Origin of the sequence: Comamonas guangdongensis (genome assembly GCF_041079535.1) — a bacterium.
Taxonomy (GTDB): Bacteria; Pseudomonadota; Gammaproteobacteria; order Burkholderiales; family Burkholderiaceae_C; genus Comamonas; species Comamonas guangdongensis.
Genome location: NZ_JBFYGN010000034.1, coordinates 1 through 13036, shown reverse-complemented (window position 1 = coordinate 13036; position 13036 = coordinate 1). Strand labels below are relative to the sequence as shown.

The 13036-nt window shown below is 63.6% G+C and carries 13 protein-coding genes; 4 read left to right on the top strand and 9 right to left on the bottom strand.

The annotated features are described in order from the left end of the window. Window positions 1-50 precede the first annotated feature (50 nt). From AB6724_RS20130 to AB6724_RS20120, 3 genes are all read right to left on the bottom strand, one after another. Window positions 51-1403 carry an HD-GYP domain-containing protein gene (locus tag AB6724_RS20130; RefSeq protein ID WP_369340324.1) on the bottom strand — a complete coding sequence of 451 codons (1353 nt, stop codon included), beginning with the start codon at window positions 1401-1403 and terminating at the stop codon, window positions 51-53. Between the two features lie 126 nt (window positions 1404-1529). After that, a complete protein-coding gene (locus AB6724_RS20125; protein WP_369340323.1) occupies window positions 1530-2168 on the bottom strand; it encodes a 3-oxoacid CoA-transferase subunit B in 639 nt (212 codons plus the stop codon). Window positions 2169-2177: 9 nt separating this feature from the next. Further along, window positions 2178-2879: a CoA transferase subunit A gene (locus AB6724_RS20120; protein WP_369340322.1), complete on the bottom strand. Its 702-nt coding sequence runs from the start codon at window positions 2877-2879 to the stop codon at window positions 2178-2180. Window positions 2880-2953: 74 nt separating this feature from the next. Here AB6724_RS20120 and AB6724_RS20115 point away from each other — a divergent pair, with 74 nt between their 5' ends. Then, complete coding sequence (locus AB6724_RS20115) at window positions 2954-3496, top strand: LuxR C-terminal-related transcriptional regulator (RefSeq protein ID WP_369340321.1); 543 nt, start codon at window positions 2954-2956, stop codon at window positions 3494-3496. Between the two features lie 6 nt (window positions 3497-3502). Here AB6724_RS20115 and AB6724_RS20110 read toward each other — a convergent pair whose 3' ends face one another. Then, window positions 3503-4138 (bottom strand): glutathione S-transferase family protein, encoded by a 636-nt coding sequence (locus tag AB6724_RS20110; protein WP_369340320.1) that lies wholly within the window; start codon window positions 4136-4138, stop codon window positions 3503-3505. Between the two features lie 388 nt (window positions 4139-4526). Here AB6724_RS20110 and katG point away from each other — a divergent pair, with 388 nt between their 5' ends. Beyond that, window positions 4527-6731, top strand: coding sequence for a catalase/peroxidase HPI (katG, locus tag AB6724_RS20105; RefSeq protein WP_369340319.1), 2205 nt, complete (start codon window positions 4527-4529; stop codon window positions 6729-6731). Window positions 6732-6841: 110 nt separating this feature from the next. On the opposite strand, the gene AB6724_RS20100 is transcribed toward katG, so the two are convergent. After that, complete coding sequence (locus AB6724_RS20100) at window positions 6842-7768, bottom strand: PLP-dependent cysteine synthase family protein (RefSeq protein WP_369340318.1); 927 nt, start codon at window positions 7766-7768, stop codon at window positions 6842-6844. Between the two features lie 122 nt (window positions 7769-7890). On the opposite strand from AB6724_RS20100, the gene AB6724_RS20095 reads away from it, so the two are divergent. After that, entirely contained in the window at window positions 7891-8295 is a 405-nt protein-coding gene (locus tag AB6724_RS20095; RefSeq protein WP_369340317.1) for an SRPBCC family protein, read from the top strand. Window positions 8296-8327: 32 nt separating this feature from the next. Here the strand turns inward: AB6724_RS20095 and AB6724_RS20090 are convergent, their stop codons facing one another. After that, entirely contained in the window at window positions 8328-8804 is a 477-nt protein-coding gene (locus AB6724_RS20090; protein ID WP_369340316.1) for a GNAT family N-acetyltransferase, read from the bottom strand. A gap of 309 nt (window positions 8805-9113) precedes the next feature. Between AB6724_RS20090 and AB6724_RS20085 the strand changes: the two genes are divergently transcribed. After that, window positions 9114-9995 (top strand): SGNH/GDSL hydrolase family protein, encoded by an 882-nt coding sequence (locus AB6724_RS20085; protein ID WP_369340315.1) that lies wholly within the window; start codon window positions 9114-9116, stop codon window positions 9993-9995. A 105-nt stretch (window positions 9996-10100) separates the two neighbouring features. Here AB6724_RS20085 and AB6724_RS20080 read toward each other — a convergent pair whose 3' ends face one another. Genes AB6724_RS20080 through AB6724_RS20070 form a run of 3 tightly spaced genes read right to left on the bottom strand, consistent with a single transcriptional unit; the run spans window position 10101 to window position 12466 of the window. After that, window positions 10101-10901, bottom strand: coding sequence for an amino acid ABC transporter permease (locus AB6724_RS20080; RefSeq protein WP_369340314.1), 801 nt, complete (start codon window positions 10899-10901; stop codon window positions 10101-10103). After that, window positions 10898-11560: an amino acid ABC transporter permease gene (locus tag AB6724_RS20075; RefSeq protein ID WP_369340313.1), complete on the bottom strand. Its 663-nt coding sequence runs from the start codon at window positions 11558-11560 to the stop codon at window positions 10898-10900. The genes AB6724_RS20080 and AB6724_RS20075 overlap by 4 nt, the downstream gene beginning before the upstream one ends. 3 nt (window positions 11561-11563) lie before the next feature. After that, the gene (locus AB6724_RS20070; RefSeq protein ID WP_369340312.1) at window positions 11564-12466 is read right to left on the bottom strand and encodes a glutamate ABC transporter substrate-binding protein; all 903 of its coding nucleotides are present in this window, start codon (window positions 12464-12466) and stop codon (window positions 11564-11566) included. Between the last annotated feature and the right edge of the window lie 570 nt (window positions 12467-13036).

Genomic DNA, 13036 nt, shown 5'->3' with positions numbered 1-13036 from the left:
ACCCGGAAAAACCGGCTGACCGGCTGCCATGGCCTGCCGATCTGGGCGCCCTACTCCGTCCCGGCCACGGCTTTCTCCGCTGGCTCGGCATCGAGCTTGACACAGGCTTCGCACCAGTCCATGACGGCGGCATCGACCGCATGCATGCGCGCCTGGGTGCCCGGCCAGCGGCGCAGACAGGCATTGACGATGGCCTGCAGCTGCCACAGCGCTTCGCGGCCGACCAGCGCCAGCTCGCCCATCCCCTGCACGTCTTCCGGCAAAGAAGCCAGCAGCTCGGTTTGCTGATGCGGATGCAGGCCGGCACCGGCCAACCGATGCTGCATACGAGCCAGCCCGGCCTCGATGAAGATGGCGGCCTGATGGTCGGGCATGGCCTGCCAATTCTCGGGGAACTGCCGGCTCAGCTCTGTCCACATCTGGAAGGCGGCCGACAAGGCCGTCAGGTTCTGAGTGACTTCGGCCTGCAGCGGCGGCAGCGGCGTGCCCGGCGCCATCTCGTCATACAGCAGCGGCAGGATGTGGCGCACCAGATGCGCCGGATAACAGCGGTGATTCATGCGCAGCATCAGCGACAGGCGCTGGCCCGGCAGGTCCTGGAACTTGTCGAAAAAGGCCGAGACCACTTCGGCCAGCAGCAGCACCTGCCCCATTTTCGAGATCGCATCGCCACGGCTGCCGCGCGGATAGCCCGAGCCGTCCATGCGTTCATGGTGGTCCAGCACCGCCATCTCCACGGCCTGCGGGTAGCAGCCCACACTGCGCACGATGAGCATGCCCGTGACCGAATGCGCGATCAGATGCCGCCGCTCGGCACCGTTGAGCCAGTGTTCGGAGTCTATCCAGGCCGGGTCCACATAGAGCATGCCCACGTCGTGCACCAAAGCCGCCGTGGCCAGCAGACCGCGGTCGTGCTCGTCCCAGCCTTCCTTCTGCGCCAGGTAGATCGCCACCAGCATCATCTGCAGACTGTGCTCAAACAGTTCGGGGCGCTGCTCGCGCATCACCGTGAGCTTGAAGCCCATCTGCGGCGGCAGCATGATCTTGCGTACCGGCGCCAGTAGCCGCTCAGCGCCACCCAGCGCCTGTGCCAGGCGTCGCATCAGCTCTGTCGCCTCGCACTGCGCCGCCGCCCGGGTTGCTATGCCCGGCAGGTCGACACAGCCCTCCACGCTCAGGTATTTGTCGATGGGATCGCGCAGCTTGTGCTCCACCAGGCGCTCATACATGCGGCTGTCTATGTGCGAACCCTTGTCCACCAGCTTGACGCCTTTGTCCGTATAGATGGCCTCGCCGGTCACCACATGGCGACGGGCTGCCATGTCGGTGACGGCACGCAGAAAATGCGCGCCGTCCTCAGGCGATGTCTGCTGCGCCGGCAGTGCTGCTGTGCTGTCGCTCATAAAAGCTCCCTGGACCTCGATCGCTGCAAATATACGCGCCCCCAAAAATAAAAGAGCCCGCGGCTGCGGGCTCCTGGTCGGTAGCAATGATGCAGATCAATCGCGCAAGCAATATGGACCGCGGGTTCAGCGGATCAGCGTCACGCCGGTCTTGGACTGGATTTCGTCAAAGCTCACCTCGGGAGCCAGCTCGACCAGCTTCAGGCCTTCGGGCGTCACGTCCATCACGCCGAGGTCGGTGATGATGCGATCGACCACGCCCACGCCCGTCAGCGGCAGGGTGCAGCCGGGCAGGATCTTCAGGTCGGTGGTACCGTCCTTCTTCTTGGCCACATGCTCCATCAGCACGATCACGCGCTTGACGCCGGCCACCAGGTCCATGGCACCGCCCATGCCCTTGACCATCTTGCCGGGAATCATCCAGTTGGCCAGATCGCCTTTTTCGCTGACCTGCATGGCGCCCAGAATGGACAGATTGATCTTGCCGCCACGGATCATGGCAAACGACTGGTCGGAGCCGAAAATCGCCGAGCCGGGAATCGTGGTCACGGTCTGCTTGCCGGCGTTGATCAGATCGGCATCGACCTGATCCTCGGTCGGGAACGGGCCTATGCCCAGCATGCCGTTCTCGGACTGCAGCCACACTTCCTTGTCGCCCGTGTGGTTGGCCACCAGCGTGGGAATGCCGATGCCGAGGTTGACATAGAAGCCGTCTTCGAGTTCTTGGGCCGCACGTGCGGCCATCTGGTCTTGGGTCCAGGACATGACAGCTCCTTATTTCTTCTCGGTGATGGTGCGCTTTTCGATGCGCTTTTCGGGATTGGCGTTGTGCACGATGCGGTTCACATAGATGCCGGGCAGATGGATGTCGTCGGGTGCGATCTCGCCCACTTCCACCAGTTCCTCGACCTCCACGACGCAGACCTTGCCGCAGGTCGCCGCCGCCGGATTGAAGTTGCGCGCCGTGAGGCGGAACTGCAGATTGCCGCTCTTGTCCGCGCGCCAGGCCTTGACCAGGGACACGTCGGCCACGATGGAGCGCTCCATCACATAGGTCTCGCCGTCGAACTCGCGCAGCTCCTTGCCCTCGGCCACCTGCGTGCCCACGCCGGTCTTGGTGAAGAAGGCCGGAATGCCGGCGCCGCCGGCGCGCATCTTCTCGGCCAGCGTGCCCTGGGGCGTGAATTCCAGTTCCAGCTCGCCGGCCAGATACTGGCGCTCGAATTCCTTGTTCTCGCCCACATAGCTGGCGATCATCTTCTTGATCTGGCGGGTTTCGAGCAGCTTGCCCAGGCCGAAACCATCCACGCCGGCGTTGTTCGACGCCACCGTGAGGTTCTTGACGCCGCTGTCGCGCAGCGCCTCGATCAGTGCTTCGGGAATGCCGCACAGGCCGAAACCGCCTACAGCCAGCAATTGCCCGTCAGCCACAACGCCCTTGAGCGCCGCTTCTGCAGAAGGGTAGAGCTTTTTCACACATGTCTCCTTGAGGTTGGATGCGCTACGATACTACGTACTTGAATAGGTAGTTTTTCGTAAAGAGCAGCACTATGGTGGTTGATTATCGGCTGGCATTTGAAGCCGCCCCTGTGGGCCTCGTCATCTCGCGCAACCGCACCGTGATCGACTGTAACCGCCAGCTGTGCGAGATGTTCCACGCCTCGCGCGAGGTGCTGATCGGCCAGTCCTTCCAGGTGCTGTATCCCAGCGCCGACGAGTATGAGCGCCTGGGCGCGCGCATCGCGCCGATTCTCAACACCAAGGGCTTTTACAGCGACAACCGCATCATGAAGCGCGCCAACGGCGAGACCTTCTGGTGCCATGTGACGGGCCGCACGCTGGACCGCGACGACCCGCATGCCTCGGGCATCTGGAGCTTTGAAGATCTGTCCGCCCACCGCCCCGTGAAGGCCGAGCTCACGGGCCGCGAGCGCGAAGTCGCGGCGCGGCTGCTCGAAGGTCTGACCTCCAAGGAAATCGGCCGCGCCCTCGACATCAGCCACCGCACCGTGGAGATCTACCGCGCGCGGCTGATGCGCAAATACGGCGCCTCCACGGCGGCCGACCTCGTGCACAAGCTCGTGGCCGGCTGAGCCCCCTCAGCCGGGTTTTCGCGCCGCAATCAAGGCCTCGTCCAGTGCCGCCGCGCGCCGCACCGCAGGCCGCTCGCCGAAGCGGGCCACATAGCGCCGTATCTCCGGCGACTCGGGCAGGAGCTTGAAGGCCTGCATCCAGCCCAGAGCGCTGCCCCAGAGCACATCGGCGACCGTGAAGCGCTCGCCCAGCAGCCAGGGACCGGGCGTCAGCTGCTGTATCAGGGCCTGCATCACGCTGGCGTAATCGCCATAGGGCGACATCGAGCGGCCGCCGCTATCGCGCTTGAGCGCCCGGTCCACCACGGCCGGCTCGAAACAGGAGCCGTAGAAAACCATCCAGCGCAGAAACGGCCCGCGCAAGGCATCGCCCACGGGCGGCACCAGGCCATGCTCGGGATAAAGCTCGGCCAGATACAGATAGACCGCGGCCTGCTCCGTGATCAAGGCATCGCCATGGCGCAGCGCAGGCACTTTGCCCATGGGGTTGATGGCCAGATAAGCCGGCTCACGCTGCTGCCCGGCCTGCAGATCTAGCGCGACCAGATCGTGCTCGGCGCCGAGCTCCTCGACAAGAATGCGTACCCCGGCCGAGCGGCTGCGCGGTGCGTGGTAGAAGGTGACGCGGCGGTCGCTGTGCATAAAGTCTCCTGAGGGCACGATGCCTGTCCGCGGTTATAGGCCATGGAGCTCTGCCGCGGCTTGGAAAAAACACGTATGGCCGATACGCGTCAAGCCATGTCCGCCCATGCCCCGCATCGCATGCTGGCCCGGCGCCGACCACGCGCGACTTGCGGCGGTGGCTCGGCAAGCCGCTACAGCAGTAACGGTGCGACAGCTCGGGGCCCAGCACATTTATGGCTATAGTGGGCTTGGATTTTTTCAATCGAAATTGACTTGTTTGCGCAATAGCCCGAAAACATAATGAATGAAATTCAATAGCAAACAACTATTTATTCTTCATTGCGTTGCAGCTACCGCAAGGTATCCATCGCTTGTCCCTTGAACGACTTGTTGAAACGGAGAAATCATGACGACTGAATCCAAGTGCCCCTTCCACCAGGGCAAGAACAGCGAAACCGCTGCCGAGGGCAACGGCACCACCAACCAGCACTGGTGGCCCCAGCAGCTGCGCGTGGACCTATTGAGCCAGCACAACCCCAGCAGCAGCCCGCTGGGCGAGGACTTCAACTACGCCCAGGCCTTCCAGCAGCTGGACTACGAAGCCGTCAAGCGCGATCTGCGCGCACTCATGACCGACTCCCAGGACTGGTGGCCCGCCGACTTCGGCCACTACGGCCCGCAGTTCATCCGCATGGCCTGGCATGCCGCCGGCACCTACCGCGTGCAGGATGGCCGTGGCGGCGCAGGCCGCGCGCAGCAGCGCTTCGCGCCGCTCAACAGCTGGCCCGACAACGTCAATATCGACAAGTCGCGCCGCCTGCTCTGGCCCATCAAGCAGAAATACGGCAATGCCCTGTCCTGGGGCGATCTGATGATTCTCTGCGGCAATGTGGCGCTGGAGACCATGGGCTTCCGCACCTTCGGCTTTGCGGGCGGCCGCGTGGACAGCTGGGAGCCCGACCACGACGTGTACTGGGGTGCCGAAAAGGAATGGCTGGCCCCGACCAGCAATCCCCACAGCCGCTACAGCGGCGAACGCGATCTCGAGAACCCGCTGGCGGCCGTGCAGATGGGCCTGATCTATGTGAACCCCGAAGGCCCTGACGGCAATGGCGACCCCATCGCCGCGGCCCGCGACATCCGCGACACCTTTGCCCGCATGGCCATGGATGACGAGGAAACCGTGGCCCTGATCGCCGGCGGCCATACCTTCGGCAAGACCCACGGCGCGGGCCCGGCCAGCAACGTGGGGGCCGAGCCCGAAGCCGCAGGCCTGGAAGCCCAGGGCCTGGGCTGGGCCAGCAGCTACAAGTCCGGCCAGGCCGGCGACACCATCACCTCGGGCCTGGAAGTGACCTGGACCCAGACGCCCGCGCAGTGGAGCAACTTCTTCTTCGAGAACCTGTTCAAGTACGAATGGGTGCAGGAGAAAAGCCCGGCCGGCGCCCTGCAATGGGTGGCCAAGGATGCGGGCGACGTCATCCCCGACGCACATGGCGGCCCCAACAAAAAGCCCACCATGCTGACCACCGACCTGTCGCTGCGCCTGGACCCGGCCTACGAGAAGATCTCGCGCCGCTTCCTGGAGAATCCCCAGGCCTTTGCCGAAGCCTTTGCCCGCGCCTGGTTCAAGCTCACCCACCGCGACATGGGTCCGCGCAGCCGCTACCTGGGCCCCGAGGTGCCCAAGGAAGAGCTGATCTGGCAGGACCCGATTCCCGCCGTCACGCATCCGCTGGTCAATGCTGCCGATCAGGCCACCCTCAAGGCCAAGGTGCTGGCCTCCGGTCTCACGGTCTCCGAACTCGTGGGCACGGCCTGGGCCTCGGCCTCCACCTACCGCGGCTCGGACATGCGCGGCGGCGCCAACGGCGCGCGCATCCGCCTGGCCCCGCAAAAGGACTGGGAGGCCAACCAGCCCGAGCAGCTGGCCCGGGTGCTGGCCGTGCTCGAAGGCATTCAGCGCGAGTTCAACAAGGCCGCAGATGGCGACAAGCGCATCTCGCTGGCCGATCTGATCGTGCTCGCCGGTAACGCCGGCGTGGAAAAAGCCGCCGCCGATGCCGGCGTGCAGGTGAGCGTGCCTTTCCGCGCCGGCCGCGGCGATGCGAGCGCCGAGCAGACCGATGTGGACTCCATCCGCAACCTGGAGCCCAGGGCCGACGGCTTCCGCAACTATTTGCAAGGCAGCTTCCCCGCTCCTGCCGAGGCCCTGCTCATCGACAAGGCCCAGCTGCTGACGCTGAGCGCCCCCGAGCTGACCGTGCTGATCGGCGGCCTACGCGCCATCAACATCAACACCGGCGGCAGCCAGCACGGCGTGCTGACCCAGACTCCCGGCAGGCTGACCAACGATTTCTTCGTCAACCTGCTGGACATGGGCACGCAGTGGAAAGCGCTGGAAGACGGCAGCTACGAAGGCCTGGACCGCAAGAGCGGCGCGAAGAAGTGGACCGGTACCCGCGTGGATCTGGTCTTCGGCTCCAACGCCATTTTGCGTGCCGTGGCCGAGGTCTATGCCCAAGCCGGCGCCCACCAAAAAATGGTTCAGGACTTTGTGGCCGCCTGGACCAAGGTGATGGAGCTGGACCGCTTCGATCTGAAGAAGTGACGCGGAGGCTGAAGCGACGAGCTTCAGCCGCCAAGCCTCGAGCTCAAACGCCCTGCGGGGCGTTTTTTCATGGCCGATTCACCCCGGTGCCGCCGCTCAGGGAGTCCGGCCTAATACTTCAATCCGGTGTCGCAGAGCACCGTGACGGCCACGGCATCTGGGCCGAGCCTTCCCGAGCCCAGCAGCGCGGCCGCTGCGCAGACGTTGGCTGCTGCCGAATAGCCGACGTAGAGGCCCTCCTCCTTGGCTATCTTGCGGCGCCACAGTTCGGCATCCTCGTCGGTGACGGCCAGGCTCAGGTCCATCAGGCGCGGGTTCCAGTGAGGAGGAACCGCGCCGTAGCTCGTGCCTTGAATCAGATGGCGCGGCTTGGCGACCACTTCTCCGGCCAGCGGCCGGCAACCCAGTGGCTCGACGGCAGCACAGACCGTCGCCGGATTGGCCGACTTCATGGCCCGCGCAACGCCCATGAAGGTGGAGCCGGTGCCAACGGCCGCAACCCAGGCATCGATCTTGCCGCCGGTCTGGCGGATGATTTCCGGGCCGGTTGTGAATTCATGTGCCTGGACGGCTTCCGCAGCGTTGAACTGGTCGACGTAGAAACCGCCTCGCTCCCGCGCCAGCGTTTCGGCCATCTCGGCCGCAGCCCGAATGTCCTGCCCCGTTACCTGGCCAGGAGCGCCATCGACCTGCGGCACCAGAATGACTTCGGCGCCCAGGCCTTCCAGCATCCGCGCGCGCGCCGGACTGTTTCCCGCGGACATGGTGACCACCAGCGGGTGCCCCAGGGCTGCGCAGACCACGGCCAAGCCCGCCCCCATGTTCCCGCTCGTCATCTCGATGACCGGCGCTCCCGGTTTGAGCCGACCGTCAGCGCGTGCCGCCAGCAGAATGCTCTTGGCGGCTCGGTCCTTGACACTGCCTCCGGGCAGCAGGAACTCGGCTTTCGCCAGCAGGCGGCCCGGACCGCGATAGAGCCGGTCAAGGGCGACGAGGGGAGTGTTGCCAATGAGGTCAATGGAGGATGCCGAAATCATGACCTCCATCGTAGCCGACGGCCTGCTTCTGGCTGTCTTCGGCCATTGGCGCGTTTGAGAGACTGCCATACATTGGAAGCCGCGCTAGGATGCACTCAGCGCCATCCGACAAAGGAGATGAGATGACGGAACCCGGACTCATTCAGCTCAGCCGCCTGATCCACCAACCGCCGGACAAGGTCTGGACCGCGCTGACCACCCCGGCCATTCACGCCAGATGGTGGGCTGCGGGGGACGTGCGCCCCGTCCTCGGGCACTGCTTCACGCTGAATATGGGGCAATGGGGCTTGCAGCTGTGCAAGATCATCGCCGTCGAGCATGAACGGCTGCTCTCCTATTCGTTTGCCCCCGGCACACTGAACACGACGATCACCTGGAAGCTGGCGGCCGAAGCAGACGGCACGCGTTTGTCGCTCGAGCACAAGGGCTTTGACCTCGAGTCGCCGCTCGGCAAGACAGCCTTCCATGGCATGCGCAACGGCTGGCCCGGCGTCATCAACCGGCTGGAAACGGCTTTGCTTGCATAGGACGCGATTTTCCGGCAGTGCCTCAGCACCTATCAAAGCTCGTGGCTGTAGACGATGAAGCCGCTGTGTTTTGCGACCTTGTCGTAAAGCCGGCGTCCGGCCTCATTGCTCGTCTGTGTCTGCCAATACACGCGGCTCGCCCCGGCAAGCGAAGCCTGCTGATAGACCTCGTCGATCAAGGCATTGCCGATTCCGCGCTGGCGCTGCGTCGGGCAGGTGAAAAGATCCTGCAGATAGCAGACCGGACCCAGCCTGGTGGTGCTGCGGTGAAACAGGTAATGGACCAGCCCCACCACCTTGCCGTCGAGCTCGGCCACCAGCGCAAAAACCGGCTCGATGGGATTGAAGAAGCGCTCCCAGGTCGTTCTCGTGATTTCCTCGGGCAAGGCGGTCGCTCCGCTGCGGCCATAAAAAGCGTTGTAACCGGACCAGAGCGACATCCATGGTTCAAAGTCGGTCTGGCTCAGTTTTCTGACTTTCAGGCCTTGGCCCGTGGCGGTGTTTGACATGGGGTCTAGGGGGCAGTTGAGAAAGAGAGATCCATTATGTCGGACCGGTATCGCAGCGGCCGCCTTCTTCCAAGCGAAAAGCCGCCACCACTCTCAAGGTCGAGAGCTTCATTGCCCTCTTGCCCCGACCGCACCCTCTGGTCTAAACATGGCGAAATTCCGACAGGAAACAGCATGGTCGCCTGCTTGCCAGGGCACGCTGAGCGGGGCACCATTTCAGCGCTCCAGCGTGGTTCACGGCACGCAGAAACACGCCTTCCGCCCCTATCCGGGCTTGTTGAATTGAAGGGAAATAGGATGATTTCAAGCTTGAAGTCGGCCCTGTCGCTTGGCCTGTTTTCCCTATTGGCTATCGCCGCACCGATAGTCCATTCCGAAATCTACACTCTGGGCGACAGCCTGTCGGACGCCGGATCGCTGGGCATCACCTATACCGACCCGTCCGGCGTCAATCCGCTTGTCTCCGGCAAGACCTGGATCCAGGACTTGACGTCGAGTACCCCCGCGTTTTGCGATGACCGCAAACAATGCCCCTGGGACCCACGCACGTACTACTACCGCGACGGAAACAACTACGCAGTGGGCGGCGCTGGCGTCATGTTCGACTCAACGGACTCCCACACGCCCAATACATTCACCAGCTTGGGGTCGCAAATCTCGGCGCTGATCAACAGCGGCAAGCTCAAGGGCGGCGACGCGATCACCATCCTCATGGGGTCCAATGACGTGCTGGCCGCAGCCACCAAACCCGGCAGCAGCCAGGCCGTCGTCAATGCGGCCACATCCTTCGTCCACTACGTATCGGTGCTGGCGGCGCAACCCTCTCACCCGCACATCTACGTATTCACGCTGCCCGATCTTGGGCAATCCCCCTTCGGGCGCAGCACAGCCGACAGTGGAGCCTCCTTGTCGCAATTGGCGCAGATCTTCAACAGCGAAATCACCGCCGGCCTCCGCAACACATCGGGCGTGAAGTTCGTCATTAGCAGCACCATCTTCGGTGAACTGTCGCAGCAATTGCTGAACTATCCCATCTACTGCACCAAAGTCATCGACACGGCCCACGCTTGCGGCAGCACTGCCAATCCGGTACTGCAGGGCCCCGTCAACCTTCTGTTTGCCGACCCATTGCACCCCAGTCGGGTCGCCCACGCGATGATCGCGGACCGGGTCAGGAACGTCATCAAATAGATGACCCCCATCCACTGAGCCGACGGAAGGCTTTCCGCAGGTGGCCGCTTTACGGCCTCTTGAACCTGCACTTCCGACTCATTGCGACCGCTGAAGTTTCACCTGTCAATGCATGGGCCGGCCGAGCCGTTTGCTCGCCCTTGATATCGCGTAGTTCACGAGGCAGTAAAGCGCTGCTACCACGAGGTACACGGGCACCAGCGCGTGGTAGTTGGCGATGAGCACCTTGGCGTTCTGCATGAGTTCGCCGTAGGTGACGACGTAGCCGAAGGTGGTGTCCTTGACCACGATGACCAGTTGCGCGACCAGCGCCGGGACGATGTAGCGCAGGGCCTGGGGAAAGACGACGAAGAAGAAAACCTGGGCCTCGCTCATCCCCAGGCTTCGCGCGGCATCGCTCTGGCCACGGGGAACGGCGAGCACGCCCGCGCGGTAGACCTCGGCCACCACGGCGGCGGTGCTCAGCCCAATGGGCAAGGTCAGCATCCAGTAGGTGCTCAGCTTGATCCCAGCCAGCGGAAGCACCAGAAAGCAGACATAGATGAGCAGCAGCGTGGGCGTGCCACGCAGGAACTCGATGACCGCGATGCTAGGCCAACGCACGAGCCGCGGCCGCGCCAGGCGCCCCAACAACAGCAGCAACCCGAGGACCAGCGCGATGACGGCGGCCATCGCCGCCGATGCCAGCGTGCCGAGCAGGCCTTTGGCCAGGAAGGCCCAGGTCGTCGGCCAGGCGAAGAATTCCCAGAATTGAGCGTCGAGCTGCCCTGCGGAATGGAACCGGAACACGATGCCCGCAGCCAGCAGAAGCAGCACGGCCGCGACGACCACGCTCGCCGCCCTTGTGACGGCCTGGGCCCGGGGGCTTGGCGCAGCAAACAGAATGTCTTCCAAAGGGCGGCTCATCGCAGTATCCGAAGCTTCTTTTCCAAGGTGGCGCCGGCCCAGGCGATGAGCAATCCAGTCGCCACATACATCGCTGCGGCCACCGCAAACGCGGCCATGCCAACCGCGGAGTCGTTGGCGATCTTGGACACGAGCGTGGTGAGCTCCCGGCCCGGAAACGGCACCTGCGACGCCAACGAGGTCGACAGCATCAGCGCAATGAGCAGCGAGGTCATCGGCTGCACCACCGAGCGCAGCGCCTGTGGCAAGACCACCGCCGAGATGATGTGCACCGGCCGCATGCCCAGGCTGAGTGCGGCCTCGATTTGGCCACCGGGAATGGTGTTGATGCCCGAGCGCAGGTAGTCCGCCGTGAACGCGGAACAGACCAGCGTCAACGTCAGGATCACGCTGGGCTCATAGTCAATCACGACATTGAGATCGGGCAGCGCGAACACGATGAAGATCAGCAGCGCCACGCTGGGAATGTTGCGGAAGATCTCGACGTAGCCCGTCAGCACGAAGCGCAGCGGCGGCAGAGGCAAGAGCCTAAGCACCGTCACGACCATGCCCAGCAGGAACCCGGGCACGAACGACACCAGCGTGAGCTTCCACGTCAGCAAGAGGGCCTGCCAGAAGGCAGGCCCATAGTCGACCAGGAGCCTGGAGACCGCACCCATCGGTTAAGGGTGGGCAGGCGGCGTCGGAACGGCCGTGCTGCCGGTGCGCTGCCCGATGGATATGGTCCAAAGCTTGGTCCAGGTGCCGTCGGCCTCCAGTTTCTTCAGGAAGGCATTGATGAAGGCCACACCGTCCGAGCCCTTTGGCAGTCCAACGCCGTAGGGGTCCTGCGCACCAAAGGGCGCACCCGCCAGCCGCGCGTTTCCGGCGCCGAGGCTCAGGGCGTTGAGCAGCAAGGTGTAATCGGTCACATAGGCCTCCACGCGTCCCTGGCGCAGTGCGTCGAGGGCTTCCTGGTGCGTCTGGAACTCTTGTATGACTGCCTTAGGCGCGTATTGGGCCAGGATCGCGGGCCCCGTGGAGCCAGCCTGCGTGGCGACCTTCTTGCCGGCCAGATCGCTGTACGACTGGATCGTCTTGTTGCTCGCCTTGACCAGCACCCCGGCCTGCGAGGTGTAGTAAGGGCCGGCGAACGAGATCTTCTCGGCACGGGCAGGAGTGATGGAGTAAGTAGCTAGCACCATGTCCACCTGATCGTTGATGAGCACCTGCTCGCGCGTGGACGAGGTCACTTGCGCGAACTGGTACTTGGCTGCATCGCCCAGGATATAGCGCGTGAGAAGCTGAGCCAGACCTGCGTCGAAGCCGCGGATCTTGCCATCTTTCTCGTTGAGCAGCGAGAAAAGATTCGAGGTTTGCACACCGCCGAAGCGCAGCGTGCCGGCCTTCTTGATCTTGCTGGCCCAGGTGCTCGATGCGATGGTCGCCGCGTCGGCGACAGGGCCCTGCGCAACCAGAGCGTCAAACGCCGCGGCGTTGATGGGCGTGCCCTGTGCGAAAAGCGCCCCACCGGTCGTGATCGTCAGCGCCACCACGGCGGATTTCAGAATGGATTTGATCAACATGCGTTCTTCTTGGATGGTCTGTGACGTGAATCAATGTATAGCAGCTGTGGAATGCGCGAGCTGCTCGTCCGAGCCGACCATCATTGTGCACACAATACAGCCCTTCTGCGGTTCATCGCAGTCCCGCGGCCACGGCTCGGCGTTTGGGAACTGTTTCTCACCCTGCCAGGCATTCATTCGAGGCCTGACTCGGCCAAGGACCGGTTAATGGCACCCGCGAACATTCCGACCTCGAGTCCGAATGTCTGAGCTCAGCCTCAAGCACCGCTCAAGAAGACGCGGTGGCCGGCAGCTTCTGGCCGTTAGGCGACCGTCTCAGAACGACCCACAAGAGACGTTCGTCCCTGCCTCAAGCCGACACTGCCACTATTGCAGCCACCCCAAAACGAATTTCTTTGACCTTTAAACTAGTCGCATGAATCGACGAAATTTGGTGTTATCCGCCCTGGCCGCAGGGTTGGCTCAAGTGACAGTGGCCGGTCCGCAGTTTCAAGAAATGACCGAGTGGTCGCGGTTTTTCACAGAAGCCGATGCGCAAGGCAGCATCGTCGTTCTCGATGCCCGAGATAA